This window comes from Gluconobacter sp. OJA, assembly GCF_039638325.1.
In the GTDB taxonomy this organism is placed as follows: domain Bacteria; phylum Pseudomonadota; class Alphaproteobacteria; order Acetobacterales; family Acetobacteraceae; genus Gluconobacter; species Gluconobacter cerinus.
In genome coordinates, this window is record NZ_JBDIWI010000001.1 from 1897717 (window position 1) to 1919000 (window position 21284).

At 54.0% G+C, this 21284-nt stretch carries 12 protein-coding genes and 2 pseudogenes; 7 read left to right on the forward strand and 7 right to left on the reverse strand.

What is annotated here, in order from left to right; translation table 11 throughout:
- Positions 1-48: 48 nt before the first annotated feature.
- Entirely contained in the window at positions 49-2202 is a 2154-nt protein-coding gene (locus tag ABDK75_RS08640) for a glycosyltransferase (RefSeq protein WP_339408711.1), read from the reverse strand.
- A 350-nt stretch (positions 2203-2552) separates the two neighbouring features.
- On the opposite strand from ABDK75_RS08640, the gene ABDK75_RS08645 reads away from it, so the two are divergent.
- From ABDK75_RS08645 to ABDK75_RS08660, 4 genes are all read left to right on the forward strand, one after another.
- On the forward strand, positions 2553-4022 hold the full coding sequence (locus tag ABDK75_RS08645; protein WP_346005578.1) for a glycosyltransferase family 1 protein: 1470 nt from the start codon (positions 2553-2555) through the stop codon (positions 4020-4022).
- Between the two features lie 63 nt (positions 4023-4085).
- A complete protein-coding gene (locus ABDK75_RS08650; protein WP_346005849.1) occupies positions 4086-5102 on the forward strand; it encodes an IS481 family transposase in 1017 nt (338 codons plus the stop codon).
- Positions 5099-5482 carry a glycosyltransferase gene (locus ABDK75_RS08655; protein WP_099213578.1) on the forward strand — a complete coding sequence of 128 codons (384 nt, stop codon included), beginning with the start codon at positions 5099-5101 and terminating at the stop codon, positions 5480-5482. Before ABDK75_RS08650 ends, ABDK75_RS08655 begins: the two co-directional genes overlap by 4 nt.
- Before the next feature lie 87 nt (positions 5483-5569).
- On the forward strand, positions 5570-7057 hold the full coding sequence (locus tag ABDK75_RS08660) for a glycosyltransferase family 1 protein (protein WP_339408710.1): 1488 nt from the start codon (positions 5570-5572) through the stop codon (positions 7055-7057).
- Here ABDK75_RS08660 and ABDK75_RS08665 read toward each other — a convergent pair.
- A pseudogene (locus tag ABDK75_RS08665) lies at positions 6944-7828 on the reverse strand (integrase core domain-containing protein); the annotation flags it as partial. The gene ABDK75_RS08660 and the pseudogene ABDK75_RS08665 overlap by 114 nt on opposite strands.
- Positions 7829-7962: 134 nt before the next feature.
- Between ABDK75_RS08665 and ABDK75_RS17830 the strand changes: the two are divergent.
- Positions 7963-8118 (forward strand): hypothetical protein, encoded by a 156-nt coding sequence (locus ABDK75_RS17830; protein ID WP_167386181.1) that lies wholly within the window; start codon positions 7963-7965, stop codon positions 8116-8118.
- Between the two features lie 40 nt (positions 8119-8158).
- Positions 8159-8503: a transposase gene (locus ABDK75_RS17835; protein ID WP_408874430.1), complete on the forward strand. Its 345-nt coding sequence runs from the start codon at positions 8159-8161 to the stop codon at positions 8501-8503.
- Between the two features lie 531 nt (positions 8504-9034).
- Here ABDK75_RS17835 and ABDK75_RS08675 read toward each other — a convergent pair.
- The 5 genes and pseudogenes from ABDK75_RS08675 to ABDK75_RS08695 all read right to left on the reverse strand — a co-directional run bounded on the left by ABDK75_RS08675 (position 9035) and on the right by ABDK75_RS08695 (position 20661).
- Positions 9035-11512 (reverse strand): DUF262 domain-containing protein, encoded by a 2478-nt coding sequence (locus ABDK75_RS08675; RefSeq protein WP_346005579.1) that lies wholly within the window; start codon positions 11510-11512, stop codon positions 9035-9037.
- A 27-nt stretch (positions 11513-11539) separates the two neighbouring features.
- On the reverse strand, positions 11540-13399 hold the full coding sequence (locus tag ABDK75_RS08680; RefSeq protein ID WP_346005580.1) for a DUF262 domain-containing protein: 1860 nt from the start codon (positions 13397-13399) through the stop codon (positions 11540-11542).
- Between the two features lie 142 nt (positions 13400-13541).
- Positions 13542-13745: pseudogene (locus tag ABDK75_RS08685) on the reverse strand (transposase); the annotation flags it as partial.
- Positions 13746-14824: 1079 nt separating this feature from the next.
- Positions 14825-19375, reverse strand: coding sequence for a Hint domain-containing protein (locus tag ABDK75_RS08690; RefSeq protein WP_346005582.1), 4551 nt, complete (start codon positions 19373-19375; stop codon positions 14825-14827).
- Positions 19376-19386: 11 nt separating this feature from the next.
- On the reverse strand, positions 19387-20661 hold the full coding sequence (locus tag ABDK75_RS08695; protein ID WP_339408714.1) for an autotransporter strand-loop-strand O-heptosyltransferase: 1275 nt from the start codon (positions 20659-20661) through the stop codon (positions 19387-19389).
- A gap of 258 nt (positions 20662-20919) precedes the next feature.
- Here ABDK75_RS08695 and ABDK75_RS08700 point away from each other — a divergent pair, with 258 nt between their 5' ends.
- Positions 20920-21168: a LysR family transcriptional regulator gene (locus ABDK75_RS08700; protein WP_346005584.1), complete on the forward strand. Its 249-nt coding sequence runs from the start codon at positions 20920-20922 to the stop codon at positions 21166-21168.
- The last annotated feature ends 116 nt before the right edge of the window (positions 21169-21284 follow it).

Here is a 21284-nt window from a genome sequence, read left to right on the forward strand (position 1 = left end):
AACGGATCAACTCAAGACAGATGACCGCAGACAAAACGGGAAAACCCTTCAGGACAGCACTGTACGCGTGGATGCCTTATGCCCGCGACCACGCCGCCGCCAGGGCTTGGGTGCACGGGGTGGGGTGGCCAGTTGCAAGGTGTAATCCGTTGCCTCGAGATTGGCATTCAGGAACGGATCATCGAGCATGATCTGCTCCCATCGTTCCAGCAGCCGCCCGACATCCACGCAAGCATTGAACAGGCTACGCGCCGTCCCATCCCGGCCGCGCGTACCGCCATCCTCGTGCATCAGCGTCGCGTGCGGCGTCCAGACGACCCGCAACCCGGCCTCCCGGGCGCGCAGACAGAAATCAATGTCATTGCATGTCAGGGGGAATGTCTCGTCAAAACCGCCGATCTGCTCGAAAACCGGACGGGGGACAAGCATGCATGCTCCCGTCACGGCCATGAGATCCCGTGTCAGAACAAGTTGACCAAGATAACCGGGGTTATCCTCCGCCGCGCTGCGCAGGATATGCTTTGGCCCGTGTTCCGTCAGAACAACGCCCCCGTGCTGCAAAGTACCGTCGGGGTAAGAGAGCCGAGCCCCTACCACGCCGACACTGGGTTGCTGCGCCAGTGACACCATCTCCGTCAGCCAGCCTTCCTCAAGGACTTCGGTATCGTCATTGAGGAAGAGCAGCATGTCGCCCTTCGCTTGACGGGCCATCCTATTGTTGAGGGTAGACCAGTTGAAGGGCGTGGCAAGCCGCAGCACCGTCAGTCGCGGATCACGTCCCATACGCCGCAGAAGATCAAGCATCTCCGGGTTCGTACTGCCATTATCGGCAATCAGCACCTCGAAATTCTGATATCCGGTCAGGTTCAGAAGACTGGAAACACAACGCTCAAGCAGCCTGAACTTGTCCTTGGTCGGGATGATGATCGAGACCAACGGTATGCCGTTCGCAGGATAGACGATTCTCGGCCAGACATTGCCACCGATATAGACATCCTTAAGATCAAGGTCTGGGTGGCTTTCCCGAAAATGCTGAAGGACCACGTCCCGCATCTCAGGATGCTGCTGCGTAGCACGCACCAACGGGAACATGAGCGGCAGACCCGGCGTCCGTCCACGATGGAACAGAAGCCGAGGCAGATGTCGGATACAGACCGCCGGCACCCCCTCCGTCACGCGCAGCAACAAGTCATACCGCGCAAAGCTGCCGCCCTCGTCACGGATTCCCCCAACCGCCATGATCCGCGCCCGGCTAAATACGGCAAGCTGCCCGATCACATCTCCTGCATAGGCGAGGTCCCGGCTCCACCCCGTCTTGAAAGACGGGTGACAGCGCTGCCCGTCACTGCCCAGACGATCCTCGTCACAATACAGAAGCACCAGATCAGGCCGATTGGCGATAGCGACCGCAAATTCGTAAAGCGCCGTTCGGGAGAGCTGGTCCCCAGGCTCCATAAAGGCACAAAAACTACCTACCGCAGCCGCCAGTGCGCTCCGCCAGCGACCTTCAACACCTTGATGGGAAGAAACTTCCACACCGACCAGTCCGGGCACACGTCGCATAATCTCTCTGAGATGCGTGCGAATACCTAGCCGCAGATTCTCGGGATAAACCACGATCAGCGTCCAGTCGGTATAGATCTGCGCCTCCAGGGAAGCGATCGTTTCCTCCAGAAGGTCAAGTCGGTGATTGCCGACCTGTAGCATCAGGGAAAACGTTGGGCGCGAAGGCATCCCTTGATCGATATGGCGTCCGATAGCCAGCCGCTCGGTCGGGGACAACCGGTCATAACGCAGCAGCCACGCTTTGTAGGCCATGTCGTCCTGCGGCGACGCACCTTCCGGATAAAGCAGCGCATAGAGATCGGTCCGTGCACGCGCCTCCTCTGATCCAGCAACGATCACCAGCCCATCGCCCCGGTTCGGGGCCGCCATAAGGCCGGCTTCTCCCTGCGGATCAGGCGTCCGATCCAATCCGTTATGGTACAGGAAAGATACATATCGGGCGTCACAGATGTCTTCGTCACCGTGAAGCTGACGGAATTCTGGCGATCCAGCGATGATATGAGCCACGTCATAGAACGTTGCTCCATCTTCCAACAGGGAAGCAAAATTGGCGAGAGCCGCGGGCTCTGGTCTTCTTCCAAGACCTGTACGAAATAGCCGGACGATGTCAGCAGCACTCTCGGTCGAAATCGGCATAGCGGAACGGTTTCTCAGAAATTGGATAAAAAACGGAGGTCAATAAGCACGGTTTATGCGAGACTAACATTTTTTCTGCAGTCTCGTGCAGTCCCGTTTGCAGGTTTTTTGCCTGCTGGTTTTTTAATCACAGGCGATCTGTTTGAAATAGCAAATAGTTGTCATAAGTGCAGGTTCAGAAAACGGAAATTTTCAGCAACAAATATAACATCTCCCCGCTCTCACAGCTTCCGTGCTTCAATTAAAGCCCAAGATTGCTTGCTCCGGAAGTGGCCTTTATTCTACAGAACGCCCTACACCGTTTGACAGACCGACGCTCTCGTCGGTCAGCCCGAGGCTACTCCGGACGCATGAGCGCAGATTATACAATTTGGATCGACGTCGAAGATATCTTCCAGTACTTCGAGAAAAACGCCCGCCCCAGCGGAATCCAGCGTCTCGTTTTTGAAATTCTTCGCGTCATCCGCCAGCAGGCCGCCTCCATACCGGGGATCGGCCGCATCGTTCTAGCCCGTCGCGGGCAGTTGGACGGCGACCTCCTTACACCCGTCTCCTTCGCAGATCTGGACGCCTTGTTCGCAGTCCGGACGGATGAAAAAATCATACCCGACGCCACACCTGCGTCTTCCACCGCACAGTCGCCCCGCGCCCTGATCCAGCGGTTGCGCCATGGTGTGATCCGGCGGCTAGAGAGCCTCCCTCCCGAACTGGCCCGCCCTCTGCTGAATATTGCCGTCAACCAGCTCCGCGCGCTTCAGCTCCTGCGCCGCTATGCACGCTCACGCCTGCGCCGCTCCACGGCCCTCGCCTCCCCCACGACGGCGCCACAGCCCGCTTCCGTTGCCCCCGATCCGGCTCCGTTCTCCGTCAGCGCACCGCAACGCGGGGACATTTTCCTGATTCTGGGGGCCGCTTGGTCCGAACCGGATTTCGGGGAACGTCTGGCGCGGATGCGACAGATCTATGGCATCCAGCCCGTCCTGCTGCTTTACGATCTGATTCCGGCAGTGCGTCCAGAGTGGTGCGCCCTATCCCTGATCCGGGATTTCCGCCACTGGCTCGACACTACCTTGCCTCAGTGCGGCCGCCTGCTGGCCATCAGCAATGCTACCGCACGAAGCGTGGAAGACTATGCCCACCGGTATCGCCTTAAGCTGCACGCCCCGGTCCAGACCATTCCCATCGGCAGCGGTTTCGGGCCACCGCGCTGCGTTCAGGACGAGCGCCCCAGGGGGCTGCCCGTTCCGGGAAGCTATGTGTTGTTCGTCTCCACCATCGAGGCACGGAAAAACCATCTGCTGGCTTTCCGAATCTGGCGCCGTCTGGTGACCGACCTGCCGCGTGACGAGATCCCGACGCTGGTTTTTGCCGGCCGTGTCGGCTGGCTGGTCTCCGACCTCATGCAGCAGCTTGAAAACACCGAATGGCTTCGCGGCAAAATCCGCCTCCTGAACAATCCGACCGATGAGGAACTGTTCCACCTTTACGAGGGCTGCCTCTTTACGCTGTTCCCCTCCCTGTATGAAGGCTGGGGCCTGCCCGTAACGGAAAGCCTCGTGAGCGGCAAACCCTGCATCGCCTCGAATTCCACCTCCATTCCAGAGGCAGGAGGCCACCTAACGCGCTACTTCGACCCGGAAGACATCGACGCCGCCTATCGCGTAGTCAGCGACACCATCACGGACCGCGAGGGACTGGCCCGCTGGCAGGAAGAGGTCCGCACACAGTTCCAGCCCGTCCCTTGGGAGCGCACGGCCGACGCCGTCCTGGATGCCTGCCACACGGCTTACCTGTCAGGTTGCGAGACGTCATTGGGATGATGTAGCGTGGGCGATACCGCGTTATGCTTCGTTGTTTTCTTCCGTTTGCAGGGAGACCGAATGATGCTTCAGATCCACCCACAGGCACGCACGACACCGGCTGTCCGGGCTGAGATAGCTCGTTCGTCAGAACCGACATCCGTGCTCGCCAGACGCTACGGGATCAGCGATGAAACAGTCCGCAAGTGGCGCAGGCGTGGTTCGGACGCCTGTCAGGACCGCAGCAGCCGTCCCTGGAGGCTGGCCTGGAAAGCCTCGGAGGAGGAGCGCGCCATTGTCTGTCAGCTTCGGCGTTCTACCGGTTTTGGTCTGGATGATCTGACCTTTGTCTTACGGCATTTCCTGCCGCATCTGAACCGGGACAATATCTGGCGGATACTGAAAGACGCCGGATTGAACAGGCTGCCTCCTGTTCCAAAGGCCGGACCAGTTCGGGGACAGGGAAAGTTCCGCGATTACGATCCCGGTTATGTCCATATCGATGTGAAACATCTGCCAAAATTACAGACAGCAGATGGGGACCGGCGGAAACGTTTTCTGTATGTCGCCATCGATCGCTGTTCCCGTTCAGTGCACCTGGCTGTTTATGACGCGGAAAATGCGGATAATTCCGTTGATTTCCTCAATGCCGTCAAATCGGCCTTTCCTTTCCGGATCACCCATATCCTGACCGATCGTGGCTCCTGCTTTACAGCGGACGCCTTCGAAAAAGCCTGTCATGACATGGGAATCGACCGACGCCGGACCAAGGCTTACTCCCCTCAGACCAATGGAATGGTGGAACGCTTCAATGGCCGTGTCGCTACAGAAGTACTGCAGGTCTGTGTCTCAAACCATGAAGATCTGGAAATTCTGCTCAGAGGCTTCTGTTTCGCCTACAATCATCGCCCGCAGCGTGTTCTGGGCGGCATCGCTCCCGCCCAATGCATCATCTCATGGCTTGAAAAACATCCCGCGTCACGTAATCAAGACTATATCAAACCGGCTGGTCGTGACATCATGAAACAGGTCGACGAAATCCTTGATTACGCCAATGACGTCTCGCAACCTGACACTTACCTAAGTGAAAGAACATCATGATCCTTGACGATCTACTGTTCCATCTAGGAGGCCCAGCGGCAACCAGCGCGTCGTGGTCGAGATCAGCGCAGCCCTACGCCGATTGCAGCTTCACCGTCTTTCCTTCTTTCTTCGAAGGCTGGGGTCTACCCGTGACGGAAAGTCTTAGCATGGGGCGCCCCTGCGTGGCCTCATCCACGACGTCCATCCCCGAGGCCGGCGGCAGCCTCGCCCACTATTTCAATCCATGCGACACCAACGACGCCTACCGCCTCATCCACGACACCATCTCAAACCAGCCCGCCCTCGGCGAATGGACGGAACAGGTCCGCTCCCGCTTCAAACCCATCCCCTGGACAGACAGCGCCAGAGCCGTTCTGGCAGCATTCGACATGACCTGACCGACGACGCCGCCCCTACCCACCTTGCCTGCGTGTCGGTAGCCGCGCACGCTCCCCTTTCCCTAAGTGCGACAACAGTAAAGACCCATGACACTCTGGCTCGATATCGACGATCTGCTCACCTATCTAACCCACCACAACCGACCCAGCGGCATTCAGCGCGTCGTTTACGAACTTTCGAACGCGCTTGATGAACTGGGCGGCGATGGAATCCGGTTTGTTCACAGGGGTGAGAACGACCGTGACCTGCGGATCATAGAATGGTCTTTCGTTCAGAACATGTTTCAGAACGTCACCACCCAGACCCAACCGCGCCCGTCACAAAAAGACGCAAAACAGGACAGCCTCTCACGTCTCGCCCCTGCGAAACCAGAGGCCCGTCCCGCGCGTGCGGACCTCTCCTTCGCGGACCTTGACCACCTTCACGATGTGGCAGGATTGCAACAGGCCCTCCGACTTCAGAAAACAGTTCTCGACCACACACTGCAGCTTCCGGCCTCCATCTTGAAGCTCAGCGCACGCGCTGCCGAACGTCATATCCGCCGCCAGCAGCACGCTTGGCACAAAAAACAGGTCGCATGGGCAAGTCGGCGGCGGCATCTGAAACAAACTGATTTAATCAGCCCCATGGTCATTCTCTCGTCCGGCCGGAAGCTTGAAGAACTTGCACGCCCGGGTGACGTGTTCCTGACTCTTGGCGCGCCATGGCACCACAGGAACTACATCCATACCATCCGCTGGCTGCGCGATGACCTGCGTATGACCTATGGCCTACTAATGTATGATCTCGTGCCGGTCCGCTGCCCTGAATGGTGCAACCGGGACATGATCCTTGCCTACACGGAATGGCATGAGAACATCCTACCCTTGGCAGACACCATTTTTGCCATCAGCAAAGCCACGGCTGCAGACGTGCAGTCCTACCTGACAGAACTGGACATCGGCACCTCCATCACCGTCCAGCCCATTCCGCTTGGCACGGGCTTCGGCCTCGCCGACATGCACGTCGCCAACGAGCCCCTCATGAACGGGCCTTACGTCCTGTTCGTCTCCACCATCGAGGCAAGGAAAAACCACGCTCTGCTCTTCCGCGTCTGGCGCAGACTCCTCGAAGACCTACCCGAAGACCAGGTTCCCACTCTCGTCTTCGCAGGCCGGAAGGGTTGGCTCGTCTCCGATCTCATGCAGCAGCTGGAAAATGCCGGCTGGCTCAACGGTAAGATCCGCTTCATCCAGAACCCCACCGACGCCGAGCTACGCCGCCTCTACGCCGATTGCAGCTTCACCGTCTTTCCTTCTTTCTTCGAAGGCTGGGGTCTACCCGTGACGGAAAGTCTTAGCATGGGGCGCCCCTGCGTGGCCTCATCCACGACGTCCATCCCCGAGGCCGGCGGCAGCCTCGCCCACTATTTCAATCCATGCGACACCAACGACGCCTACCGCCTCATCCACGACACCATCTCAAACCAGCCCGCCCTCGGCGAATGGACGGAACAGGTCCGCTCCCGCTTCAAACCCATCCCCTGGACAGACAGCGCCAGAGCCGTTCTGGCAGCATTCGATAGCCTCATATGATGAGATCCTGAACAGCTTGTGACCTAGAATTGCTTTATGAGAACGAATGGGAGGTAGGAGCAGGCCTAAGGTATTTAGTCGTAGGATTTGATAGACTGGATTAATATTGAATCTTTCGGGCTCTGGAGTCCAGATTTTACAAATATATTCTTAAGGTGTGAGGGCATTGAGCCTTCGCCCAAAGTTATAGGCCGCCATGAAGTCGTTGAGGTGTGTCCTCAATTGCTCATGGCTGTCGTAATGGAAACGTTTGACGGCTGCTTCCTTGATTGTCTGGCTCATCTGTTCCACCTGACCTTTCGTCCAAGGATGATTGGGTTTTGTCAGACGATGTTCGACAAATTTCCAGACCGTCTTCAGGTCGGCTGTCCCGACCAGTTGTGTGACAGAAAATTTACTTGTCTGATCGATGGCAACTAAGAGTTACAGCTTGCCTTCAGCAGTCTGGACCTCGGCAATATCGATATGAAAAAGGCCAATGGGATAGCGTTTGAAGCGCTGGCGTTTGGGGCTTGTCTCCCTTAATGCCCGGCAGCCGTGAGATCTCGTGAGGCTGAAAACAACAATGCAGAGCCGAGCGTGTCAGATGGGGAATGCTGGCCTGCAGGAGAGAAAGGCAGTCATTCAGTGGAACCAATGTATGGCGCCGAAACACCCCGATCATCACTTCTCGTCCGTCTCGGAAAGGACCGTTAATTGGGGCTCTTTTGGTCCTGTCTTCTGGTCTTCGACAGCCTGTCGCTTCCACTGACGTACCCCCCGGGAATGTAGCCATTTAAAAGTAGAGTCCAATCAAGAAGGATACGGACGAATGAAATGCAGCAGCTGCTTTACGGAAAAACAGATCATAGGGGTTCTGAAGAAATATGAGGATAGACTGAAGGTCTCGGATCTTTGCCGTAAATATGGGAGCACTGACCCGACATTTTAAAAATAAAAGACCCGCTATGGTATCCTTGGGGTATCGACTAAAGGCGCTGGAAGATGAAAACAACCGCCTGAAACGTCTTTTGGCTGATGCCACGTTGGATAATGCGGCACTGAAGGAATCGTTGAAGTAAAGTGGTAACGTCTGTCACGACACGCCATGTGGTCCGATACATGCAGGAGGTTCTACCCCTTAGCCTGTGTGCTTGTTGGTGTTGCCAGGCGTGTCGCACGGTACGTGTCTGCCGGAGCGGACGATGCTGTCCTGCGACATCAGGACGGACCTTGCGAAATGCAACATCCAGGCGCCGATCAAATCGCCGGGTGACGACTAGGTATGAGCGGACGCTTTATAATCAGCGCTACCGTATCGAGCTCATGTTCGGCCGGCTGAAAATCAACTGCGCCCTCGCAACCCGATACGATCAACTCGCCGCCAGTTTCATGAGCATGGTCCATATGTCCACAGCCAGATACTGGCTCAAATTCGTCCACGTTGCCTCGCCCATAAACTTATAAGGAGAAGCATTTGGCCTCCTCAATCACTGCAGGAGCCGAGCTAGTAAGGTCCACTTGGTGTTGAATGGGGTATGATCTCGGTCAGGGCAATCTTCGACGCACTCCACAGACGGTTCGGTGTCAGTGTCGGCCAAATGTTCCTTATAGCGGATAGCGGTCTATCAGTTATCATCTCCGAGGGATGGAACAATCCGGCACTGCATGACGGATAACATGTGTGGATTGCCTACTCCGCGGCATTGAATATAAATGCCGTATGCGCAATCCACTACAGATACGATACAAACGACTAATGTAACGATCCCGGAAATCATTATGCTTCACAAGTTTATGTTCGCGTTTCACACGTTCATTGAACCGCTATTCATGGACACCTCATTGACCCGGCCATTACGGGGGCGCTGATGAGTATCAATTTTGCTACCCCAGACGTCTCAAAATTACCTGATCAGCGTGAAGAATTACAAATGTCTCTCCTCCATGAACGGACTGTATTGTAACTCTTCAAAAAGCTGGATAATTTTGTTTCGATTAAGATACCTCGCTTACAGATTCAAGGTATTCGGGAGGTACATACGTTTCCAGAATGCCCCGTAATATGGGAGGAAATGCTATGTGTTCTTTCCCGCCAGGGCCTGATACAGCCACGAAACGTCCATGTCGATACGTTACATGGAAGGTACGGCCATCTGAAAACTTCATATCTAGGGTGGGATATACGCCGTGTCCAGAGACTGGCGTATAGTTGATTTTGGCAAGGTCTTCAAATATATGCCTGCGTCTTTTCAGGCATTGGTAGAGCACATAGGTCCGTAATTCTACATGTCTGCTGCCATAAGTCGTTTTACTGATCAGGTAGATATCAGGGTTATTATAATTTTTTCCAGTAGGATTGTTATGTTCCCAGGAATTTCTGCCAATACGGTGCTGCCTGCAGTAAGAAAACGCCTGCGGGCATGAAATCATTAAATTCCACCAGTACCGTGGACACGGGTAGCCATGATATGTTTCCCCCCGATTTTCCATCGCTTTCATGTCCTTGCGGATTATAGTCGCCAGTGCGCGCTTCACATTCCGAACCAGAATAGCAGATGGTACTATTGGGAGAAGCAAGTCGACTGCGCACACAAGGCTCGTAAACAAGTGTTGGCTCTGACTATGGTCACGTTGCCATTTACTATCGCGCCTATTTATAACACCCAGCCAATTCTGTGACCGTTCACTATAACTGCGCTGCTTCGGGCCACATAAATTATCCTTCCCAGCCGTGTAGTCACCCAGCGTCAGCAACGCGCGCTGCAGCAGGTAGCGCGGGCAGGCCAGGACTGTTGGACTCAGAAGAACATGGAATATAGCTGTGTTGCGGGCAAACTGCGCCTGGTCCGGGTGGTGCGCGCCTTCGGGCCAGGACTGTTCCAGGACTGCCCATATCCGGCCGCGCAGGTAGTCATGCTGCTCACATACTATGATGGCAGCCTCCCATGCCGGGTAGGCGTGGATCAACCATGCCTTGCAGCATTCTTCATGCCATTGGTTGGGAACAGCGGCGGTGCGGTCTGGCGGACTATTCGCGCCGGGCTCCTCAGCCATCCAACCATACAGGTCGGCATGGTGTTCAGCCATCCTGCCTAGCGAGCGGCAGATCCTTATGAAAGCCGGTACATCGTCAATGGTATGGTTATGAACAAGATTATTCACCACACGCTGCCAGCGACGATAAGCCTGCGGATTACCCACTGGGTCTCCCCCGGCATGGATGTAACAGACCAGTGCATAAAACAGGGCCTGTGCTTCGTACCCTGCGCGCGGCGCCAAGGCAGAAGCCAGGGTTGCCGCGCCATCACCACTGAAGGGCGCATGGGCAAATGCCGGGTACCGCAGGTAGTAGTCCAGCAGGCGCGTGATCCGCTCCAGCGTCTTACCATCAAACAGGCTGAAGTTTTTCAGGGTTGTAGGCGGATTGTAGTCGTCCGCCGTCCTGAGTTGCCTGATATAGGCCTGCTCTTTGCCGGATAGCCTGTCAAAGGACGAGGCTGCAGTTTCATCACACTCGCGGTAGAATGCCATAAGCATAAAAAACCGTAGATAAAGCCGGTTGTATTCATCCGTATGCGCGCTGCCCTGCTGGCGCACCATACCCCAGAACAGGTCGGCCCATTGTGTATCCAATTGGTGCGTGAACCGGTCATCACCGAGCGCGTTAACATCCAAGTGCCCGCATAACCCGGCCTTGAAGTTTTCAAACGCGCTCAGACTCCTGCCGCGCGCGTTCATGCGGATGTACAGGTCATCCGTGAGTTTGAACGACCCGATATCCAGAAACTGGAAGGTAATGCGCGCGCCCTGCCCGTCACGCCCGGTCAGGCGGGCGTATAGACCGGATTCACATGGGCCAAGGTCAACATGCAAAGCATCAAGCATGGTCAGGCAACCCTCAATCGTAGGGTCATCCATCCATGCCAGATGGAACCATGTCTGGTCGCAGATGTGATCTGCCATGCCTGCGCCGGTCATAAGCCCGGCCCATAGTCCGCTCAGCGCGTCCTGCTGCACGATGGCATCAAAAAACCGCCGTGCGCTTTCGCGGGTATGATAGGTCAGGCGACTTGTACCATGCGGTGCGAACCGACTGCGGAAATCCGCGATCTCCCCTTCCTTTAAAGCCAGATACCAATGCAGCAGGAACAGCGTGGTCAGGCGCTGCTGGCCATCGAGCACCGAAAAGAACGTAGACGTGCCACATGTGTGATGGACCGCAGGCCCGGCATCCGAGTGCTCAGGGTGAACATCGGCGGACTGCTCCTGGCTGCCGTAAATAAAATCAAGGTCAAGCGGCAGGCTGCGCTGCCCGGCCAGAAGGGCATCTTTGATGGCATGGAGAAAGTTCTGCCGCCGGGACTCTTCCCCTTTCCTGCCCTGGGCGTAATCGCGCTGGGCTACAGGGATGCGGATGATGAAATCTTGCGTGCCAAGCAGGTCGTACAGGCTCAGAGACCGGTTGGTGCTCATAACTTGGTGCCTTCCTTTTCCCAGTTTTCAGCAATTTTTTTTCAGGAATTTTTTGATGGTTTCGATGATGGCCCCCTGATAGGCATCACGGTCGATTTTGCGCCAGTACATCATATCATCGGTATCAGGGCTGTAGTATTTCAGGAATACATTGGAAGTGCATGGCGGGACAAATGTATTTGTCGCATCAAGATCAAGTATACGCGAACGCTTTATGGGAAATATACTGTCGCCATAACTGCGGTTAGTGTGCCGGTCGAGCAGGGTCAGGTTGCCAAGTGTATCCTTGTTATCGTCATCTTCGCCTGCCGTGTAATGTGCTGTCACAGCCCTGACCAGGGCAGCAAAGGCCGCCGGGTCCACGCTATCCTGATCCTTAAGGGCCTGTGCCTGATTGTACAAATCGGTTTCGCCCAATTGGGTAGGACTCAGAAAGCGGCATGCGTATTCCAGCCATTTCTGGCTATTGTGCAGCATCCTCCCACTATCATGCAGGCGGCTGTTACTATCGCTCTCGGCCATGGGACTGATGTGTTCCACATCCCAATAATTCATGTTGTAAAGGTCGAACTGGAAGCGGGTATTGGCGCTTCTGTTATTGAGCAGTGTTGCAATATTGAAGAACAACAGGGTCTTGACCACGTCTGTGCGGGTTCCACGGTAGCTCAGTTCCTCTACCTTGTGCCGGCCCACCATGAGGCACTCCCCGTTCAGCCGGAATCCCGTCCTTTCGCGCAATAGCGCGTGGAAAGTGGTGCGGGAAGGACTGTTCTGATACGCTGCCCACAGTTCGGATACGAGAAACTGACGTTGTGCAGGTTTCTCCTGTTTGTGCGACGGTGACGATATGGTCACCATGAAACCTACCAGATGGAAGATCGTGCGATCACGGTACCATTCCTGCATGGTCAGGAAGCACGCCCGCACTGCCTGCCAGCACGCTTCGCGCCTGTGCGCCTGCTTCCTGCGCACGTCAGCCTTGCTGGCTTCCTGCAGCGCGCGTGAATCGTTACTGGATTCCGGCCCAGGTTCGAGTGCCTGGACAAAGCTGAAGAAGGTAAAGTGCGCATCATGCGTGCTGGCGCCCCCGTTATTCCACTGCCGTGCCACAAGGTCCAGTATCAGTTCGATGCGGTTGGCTTCTTGCCTGGTATTGCTCAGGAAAAACCAGAAATCATCGGCCTGCAGCACTCGTTCCATCTCATCCCACTGCTGGGCTATGCGCTGCTGTTCCAAGGCGCCCGTTTTATTGTGAAAATTACTGTCGCGCAAAAACAGAGCCTTGACCAGTTCGGCATCAGTCAGCGGGATCCGACCCATGTTCAGGCGGGTGAACACGGCAATGGCGTTTTCCTGCGCATCGACTTCGTACCAGATGATCTTGGCATTGGGTTCGTCTGCTGCCTGCAGCATGCGGGTTATGGCCGCGCAGGCTTCTGGCGTGTGTTTGTGTTCATCACGCCATTGCGCCACCGCGCTTCTGGCAGCGAACATGTGGTAAAAGTCGATGTTCATATCGGCCCTGTCCTGCTGCATGCTGCTTAGGAATGCTGCACTGTCAGGGCGGGTCTGATATTCGATCGTATAGGGTACTGTAACACCCAGCGTGGTCAGGATGATATGGACGGTAGTCAGGCGCTGTTGGCCATCAATCACTTCCCATGCTGCGGGAGACTGTGCATCAGGTACGCGCCGCCTGACCACAACAGGTTGTAGACAATAAAAGCTTTGGCCACCCTGGTTCTGGCTGAACTGCCACAGGTCATTCAATAAATTTGTGACATCCTGCTGCTCCCATCGGTATCCACGCTGGTAATCCGGTATAAAAAAATGATGATTTTTTAGTTCTGAAATGGATTTTTTGCACAAGGTACTAGTACCTATCATAGAAATAATTCCAAAATAATTAAGACATTTATATTACGACATATATCATATCCAATATTGAGCAACAAACCATCCTTATACTCTATCGTCATCATTCGGGTGGCGGCAGTCCCCGTAAGATCTGTAGCGTATCATGCGCTTGCTAATCAGGTAGAGGGATCAAAGAACCATTAATTAAATTTCTTGCTAACTGATTCTTGAACTCGGCGGAGAAGCATTGATGGTTCAGAATAACTCCGCCCAGACCACGAAAATTCATAAAAGACAGGCGATCGTTGATCAGATATTCCGTCCGTTCGTCGGAGAGAGTCTTCAGTGTCCGGATCACCAAGATTTCAAACATCAAAGAAACCGGGCTGCTTCATGCAGCCATCCCCCATCACGACAGAAGGGATAGAACCATAGAAAAACACTCAAAAATAAAAGGTTTTTAGAACGCGCCACCTTGTGAAACCAGCCCAATAGGCATTTCCCTCAAGTCTGTCATATCTTCCCTGATTGCTTTTCTTGCCTCAGCGTAACCGGCTACTTTCTCGGCAAAAGATGTCCCGTAAGCGAAAAAACGTCATTCAGAAGCTGCTTTTTACTTACCTTTGTCCAATATTTTGTTAAGTGATTGATAGAAAGCTACCGAACCTCAGTTCTGAGGGATGTAGAGCAGCTCACTGACTAGGTCACGTTGACAAAAGACCTATCGGTCTGGGGTAATATCAGATTCACTTCCTGGCCGTGGGATAAAGGGCAGAGAAAACTGGCTGGAACGAGGCGATCTAACTGGTCATAAATGGACGGTTATTGGTCCGCTTCTGCCTCCTGAGCGTGGACGTTGAGCCTGTCCAGCCAGAGACAACCGCCTGTTTCTCAATGACATGTAATATTTTCTACGCACGGGATGCCCTTAGCGGGACCTGCATAAGCGCTACAGCAAGTGGAGTTACGTTTATGTCAGGTTTCGCCCTTGGGCTGAACAGAGCGTATGGGATGCCCTGCTGCAAACCCTTGTAGACCTAGAACTAACCGATAACTGGCAGCATAGGGTCGACGGCACGGTAGTCGGTGCGCATTCACAGGCCATCGGGGCAAAAGAAGTGCTCATTCTGAGGCTTTTGGTCGGCCACGCGGCAGCCTTACGAGCAAGGTCCATACCCGATGTGAGAGTCAGGGACGTCCTCTCGGCTTTACCCTCACCGGTGGCCAGACCTCGGGTTACAACGCCACAACGCCCTGATGACGCTGCTTGTCCCGAACCCGAAAGCCAGGCTGGCCGACTGGGGCTATGACAGCGGCGGTTTCCGTCAAGACCTGCTAATCCGTTGGATCCTACCGGTCATTTTATCATGCAAAGACCGTAGTGCAACCACAGAAAACAGATCAGCGGCGTCACAGTGACCGTAACTGCCTCAGGGGATGTTCAACCATCCGCGCCTAGCAACCCGCTACGACAGGACTGCCCTGTACTGTACAGTACTGTACTGTACAGTACTGTACTGTACAGTACAGTACTTTATCGGCTTCCTCAACCTCGCCGCAGCAAGATTTTAGGTTAGGTCTTTTGTTAATATGATCTAACAAGATCGCATACTGGCGCATAACCTCAACCTGGTCTTTTTGTTCATTTTGAACATAAGGCCCTGCTGCCAGAACCTGAATGGCCAGCATTCCAATGCTTCCTGGTTCACGCGCACCGATCGACAGGAGAGCGTTTCCATTTGTCCAACGACATGGAGCGGCTTCCTTGACATCCCAGCCTTCGAGCTGATCGCTCTTCAGGTGCTGGTCAAGCTTGCGGGTATCACGGGATTCAAAAAACTGAATACTCCCCACAAGAACGCCGAGATAACGACGGTCATCCACAAACGGGCCAATCGTATCGCTAGGACGGCAGGTCCGAGACATCATCCGGACCTGCTGAACACCAGGCGGGATCATAAACACGCTGTGTCCGTTATTTTCACGAACTCTGCGAAGAGCGACCCCAGCCTCAGTCACAAGATGAAGATCCGCATCGTCAACAAGTTTCTGCTGCGGGGCTTCAAGACCAAGACCCGCATACTCTGCCCGAGCTTCGAGATTCCGAAAAATTGGCTCAACCTGATGACGGGCAACCGTCAGCGCAGCTTCGCCATCTTCTTCCCAGGTCTTGACGTTTTTGTCACCGAACAGAGCCAGCGTTCCACCCTGCGCAAACGTCGAACGGTTCCCGGTATCAAGATAGCTTTCCGTCAGCGTACCGTCCGCCCAAATGACCGAATGAGGGTCAGTCTCGACATGATAATATGTGTAGCTGGTGAAAGAGCGGTCATAGAAGATCGAACGCCCGTTCACGAGCATGCGGACCGGAATAAACTGCCCGTCAAAGAACAGGCAGTGTTCTGGCGTCACAAGAAGATCCTTGTATGGCACGCCGTCAGAAACTGCATTTTTCAGGATGCGGACTGGATATCCGGCTTTATCATCAGGAAGATGAGAACGGACAACCATCTTTTTATGACCAACCCATTTGACCGAACGGGTCAGCTCTGCAGCGTTCCGCCAGTCATAGACACAGATCTCGTCACCAATCGCCATGTCTTCGACGGCGCGCTCGCCTGTCGGCGTCCGCAGCATGGAACCAGCAAGGAAACAAACCTCAAAAAGCATGCCATCCTTGGTAAATTCAACATATTGCTGCTGACCAATTCCGGGAATGTTCAGAGTGATTGGGCTGCCATTAACGAGATTGATGGTAACAGAATTACCATCAGAAGAATTCACGACATTCTTCACATTGGCCTGGCTCAAGCCAGCGATTGTGACCCCGTCAGAAGCTCCGCCAGATGTCCCATCAAAGCCACTGATAACCGTCGAAAGCGTCCCGCCAGAGGCCAGACCACTCACAACAAGGCCAGTATTCGTGCTGCCGCCCATAATAATGGTACCGCCAGCATCCGCCCAGATCGTCGCTTGACCACCATTTTCAAGGCTAACGGTCGCAGCAGACATGACAGCACCGCTTGCAAGATTAAGCGATCCTGCAGCGCTGACCGTAATATTGCTTGAGAGGGTAGCGCCCGACTGAAGCTGAGCTTTCCCGCCAGATGTCACCCAGAGCTGGTTAACGGTGCCCCCACTGGAGACTGTCAGTGTGCCATGGACTTCACCGCCAAAGAGCTTGCCCCCGTTGGAGATCGTGGTGTTGCCACTGTAGCTGCCAGCTAGCCCACCAGAGACTGTTCCGCCAGAGAGCACAACCGTATCACGGAGGTCTCCTACAGCAACAAAGGCACTAGCTCCATTGCCAACAGTAATACTACCTGCTGAACCACTCGTTGCATCCAGGAAGGTGCCAGAAGCTAGCGTACCTCCAGAGACCGTACCTTGGTCTGTAATGTGACCAGAGAGAACAGTACCTGCCGTTGCGGAAAGCAGGCCACCGGAATTAACCGTCGTGTTTCCTCCAACAGATCCGGAGATTGCCAGAAGTTGACCACTGGAGCCGACTGTCAAATCAATAGCGGTGCCACCACCTGAGACAGAAACTATACCGCCGGACAGAACCGTGCCGCCGGACGTGCTTCCGCCGTTGAAGACGCGCTCGGTTCCACCATTGCTGACCGTTACGTTCGAGCCTGACGCACCATCCTGAATACGCAGACCAACGCCACTGCCAACGCTGAAGTTCTGGACCGCACCATAATTGCCCAAACCATCAGACGTGATCTTGATATCAGCGCCAGACTGGAAAATATTCGTTGTCGAACTGTCGAGAGTACCTGCAAGCTCGAAATACTGGCCACCATTCCCGATCGTGTTGGACACGATTGTTGAACCGGAATTGACATTCAACTGACCACCGCTGGTGACTGTGACGCCAGCAATCGTGCCGCCGGAGCTTCCATAAAGCCAGGCACCTGCGCCTGAAACAGTCCCGCCGCTGACCGTACCGTTCTGGATCGCAACAAACTTTCCGGCAGACGTCAATGTCAGACCACTGACAACGCCCCCAGAAGCAACCACACCCGTGGCGCCAGAGCCGCTTACCGTCAGACCAGATGCAAGGCCACCATTGACAGAAACGGAGCCGCTGACAATTGCTGCCGAGGCAGTACCACCAGTGGAAATGACCAGAGAACCGCCAGATGCAACGGCTGTTGCACTCGCAACCGCACCAGAAGAGACCAACTGTTGCCCCCCTGAGAGCACATTGGCACTGACAGAATTCCCAGCCAGGAGGTAGTCACTCGTTCCAGAGGAAACAATGGTATTATACTCGGTACCACCATTAAGGTAAGTATAAGCACCATAATGATCAAGAACTGTATTGTAAGCAACGGCGCCGCTAAAAATGTTCAATGCCGCGCTGGTATCTGGTTCATTTCCGATAATACCACCACCAGAGAGATGGAGACTGGATGCAACGGCCCCGGAATACAGGAAGGCACTTGCATTATTGGCAACCATACCGCCAGAGATAACGCTTCCGGCCCAGCCCTCAAGAACGCCACCACTCTGAACAAGCACACCCGATGCTGTACCACCATTGAGTGTCAGGTAACCGCCACTCTCAACGATGCCTCCATAAGCACTTCCTCCGGAAACGACATTCCCGGAACCACCGCTCACCAAGACACTAGAGGCACGTCCACCGCTTTGAACTGCCAGAACACCGCCACTCGAAACTGTCGTCGCGGAAGCCGCAGCGCCAGAAGAAACAACCTGGGTTCCACCAAACTGAACCTGCGTTCCACTTACAACTGCGCCAGACTGGAGGTACTCGTCACCACCAGACGTGACAACTGTGCCCTTTACGGTCGCACCGCTACTGACGACAAGCGAGCCTGCGACGGTTGTGCTGGAGGCTGTACCGCCGGAAAGAACCGTTTCTGTACCACCAGAAAGAACCTTATTGGCCAAGGTCGTACCAGAGCCAGAGACCGTGGCGGAACCAGCACTGGCAATCGTTGTTCCAGAAGCGGTGCCTGCAGAAGAAACCAGCAGGTTACCACCGGACAGAACCGTGCCGCCGGAAGTGCTTCCGCCATTGAAAACGCGTTCGGTTCCGCCATTGCTGACTGTTACGTTCGAGCCGGATGCGCCGTCCTGAATACGCAGACCAACGCCATTGCCAACGCTGAGATTCTGGACCGTACCATAATTGCCCAAACCGTCAGACGTGATCTTGATATCAGCGCCAGACTGGAAAATATTCGCTGCCGAACCATCCAGTGTCCCAGCAAGCTGGAAGTAATGGCCACCGCTCGCAATCGTGTTGGAACCAGCAGTCGATCCGGAACCTGCAATAATTTGTGCCTGGCTTGTGACGGTAACCCCTACTACCGTACTGCCAGAATTGGCAAACAGATAGGCTCCGGTCCCACTCAGCTGACCGCCACTGACGATGCCTCCGGAAAAAGCAGTAATGGTGCTGTTCTGCGCGGCAGACACATTAATGGCCTGGCCACCACTAATGGACAGGCCCGCACCAGAAACTAAGCTATAGTTAGAAACTATGCCCCCGACATCATAAACGTCAGCCCAGCCAATGGCGGTCCCTCCGACGACAGTTGCGCCTGCAGAAACGATTGCCTGCGTGAACGCTGTTCCACTCGAACCCGCACCTGAAAGCGCACCCGACAGCGTGAGGGCGCTCGTTATTGAGCCAGAATTTGCATATAAACTAGTGCCAGAAACGGTTATACCACTGATCAAAGCACCCGAATTGTTCGCAACTGTATAGTAAGCGGAAACATTATAGGAAGATCCATAATTATTAAGAACCGCACTTAATGTTGCGCCACTTAAAACGCCGCTGTTATAGACAATACCGCCACCTTGCATATTCAGATCAACGATCCGACCGCCCGACAGAATAACGACGTTTGCCGTGTTCGGAGACACATTCGACGCGGAAGAAACAACGCCTCCGCTTGAAACGTTCAGAACATCGTTCGCTCCGAGCACAGACCGCTTGAAGTAACGCCAGATTTTATATCCCACTGTGTCATATTTTAAGCCTTTTCGCGCTGCTCATGATTGAATTTTTCCGAAAGATGGATTGATTTTATTTTCCCGATCACGTGTTCGCTCGTAATCAGGCGTGTGCACTCGAACTGTCGGGATGTGTTCGCGTGCCTTGGGCACCACAGAAAATCATGGTGATCGAAACGCTCTTTTGGATCATTCCAGCACGAATTGCAGACATGCCAGTTCATGACACGGTACGGCGTTTCGAATTCGTTTGTTGGATGAGTAAAGCCGGAAATCATCACAACAGGAGTGCCGGTTGACCACGCCAGCCAGGCCAGTCCCGAGCTTCCTCCGATAAAGAAATCAGCGTGCTTCAGCCATCGAGCACGCTCTGCAAGAGGACGATTTCCCGTCTGATCTTCAGCCCCGTGTGGAATATGGTTCCAGACGATTCCGGTTCCATGGACCGGCTTCTGATCAATGCAGACAACACGGTATCCCTGAGTTTTCAACCAGGCGATAACCTCTGCCCAGCCAGTCGGATTGTTCCAGTACTTGCATTGAGACGATGCCTGGACCGCGATGCAGACATAAGGTTCCTCGAGAGGACGTCCCTCATCCAGGAGCTGAATTTTGGCCGGTTCTTCTGCGGGATTTACACCGAGAATGTACGCTGCAGTCTTATGGAGTCCGACGAAACGGAAATCTGTCGCCTGCCAGTCACACGCGGTATCATCGAAAAAGAGGCCTAAGCTGTAGGTGGCGTAAAAACGCTCCGCCAGTTTCTGCTCTACAACGTCTTCATGCGTCACAAAGCGAATATGCGGATAAGCAGATTCAAATAAGGGCAAGATCAGCTTTGACAGCGCACAAGTAAGACGAGCGCCATGCTTCTCTGCAAATCGAGCGGCATAAGGCATCCAGGCCAACGTGTCGCCCAAAGTTCCAATCGGAAACTGGACCAGCACGTCCTGCCCGGTCGCATCGTAATGATGGGTAAAGACGGGAAGATTTTCCGAAGTGGTACTCTCTTGCCAGACTTCAATCCCGAACCTTACGAACCAGCGTTTACTGGAGGTCACCAGAGCGTCTGTCAGGCCGCCATGCTCGAACAGAACGTTCCCCGTATCGAGATCGCGGAGCTTGATACGCCACGTTACACCGTCTTGAAGCGGTAATTTAACCCGGCAACCTGCATTGAAATCAAACCTTATTCCCTTAGGCCCGGCTTGCGTCGGAATCGCAAACACCGGGGGATAAGGAGAAGGAGCTAGCGACGTATTTTTATCTGGGGAAAGTGTCTGCTCTTCCGACATCACAAGAACGCCACGACTGCTGCACGAGAGATCGCGCAAGGACCTGTGATGACCCCGTTGCAAAAATTAAAACTCATTATAAGCCAATCAATTTTGTCGCGTTAGCCTTCCATTAACAGTGGATTTCACTTGTGTATCGAAGTATTTCTGCAAAGAGATTTGCAAAAATGCTTCGAGAACAGGAGTTCTCAGATCTCGGGCAGACTGCTAAGCGGATATTTCGAATTTTGATAATAAATAGCTAACAGGTATAAATTTGTGTTTGATAAAACTCGCAAGGCGGCACTAAGTGATCGTGAGGTTTTTGCTGTTTTTTTTCGTTCAGAAAGTCTTGCAAAAGCGGCCGATACTTTAGGAACCTATCCATCGACCATTTCGCGAACAATTCGGGCGCTTGAAGTGCAGTTGAAAATAAAACTGATGGAAAAAATAGATGGTAGAGTTTTACCAACCCAAGAGGCGATGATTTACGGAAAATTTATTGAAAAAAAAGATAGAAGAAATTAGAAGATTTGAATTCAATTTGTCTCATAGTATTTTAGAAATTGATATTATAGCGACTGAATGGCTTCTTAATAACGTTGCCATTCCCGGTATACCTAAAAATGTTAAAGAAAATCTCG

Coding starts and splice junctions, on each gene's coding strand:
- ABDK75_RS08640 (WP_339408711.1), bottom strand. CDS start 2,202: ATGCCGATTTCGACCGAGAGTGCTGCTGACATCGTCCGGCTATTTCGT.
- ABDK75_RS08645 (WP_346005578.1), top strand. CDS start 2,553: ATGAGCGCAGATTATACAATTTGGATCGACGTCGAAGATATCTTCCAG.
- ABDK75_RS08650 (WP_346005849.1), top strand. CDS start 4,086: ATGCTTCAGATCCACCCACAGGCACGCACGACACCGGCTGTCCGGGCT.
- ABDK75_RS08655 (WP_099213578.1), top strand. CDS start 5,099: ATGATCCTTGACGATCTACTGTTCCATCTAGGAGGCCCAGCGGCAACC.
- ABDK75_RS08660 (WP_339408710.1), top strand. CDS start 5,570: ATGACACTCTGGCTCGATATCGACGATCTGCTCACCTATCTAACCCAC.
- ABDK75_RS17830 (WP_167386181.1), top strand. CDS start 7,963: ATGGGAGCACTGACCCGACATTTTAAAAATAAAAGACCCGCTATGGTA.
- ABDK75_RS17835 (WP_408874430.1), top strand. CDS start 8,159: ATGCAGGAGGTTCTACCCCTTAGCCTGTGTGCTTGTTGGTGTTGCCAG.
- ABDK75_RS08675 (WP_346005579.1), bottom strand. CDS start 11,512: ATGAGCACCAACCGGTCTCTGAGCCTGTACGACCTGCTTGGCACGCAA.
- ABDK75_RS08680 (WP_346005580.1), bottom strand. CDS start 13,399: ATGATAGGTACTAGTACCTTGTGCAAAAAATCCATTTCAGAACTAAAA.
- ABDK75_RS08695 (WP_339408714.1), bottom strand. CDS start 20,661: ATGTCGGAAGAGCAGACACTTTCCCCAGATAAAAATACGTCGCTAGCT.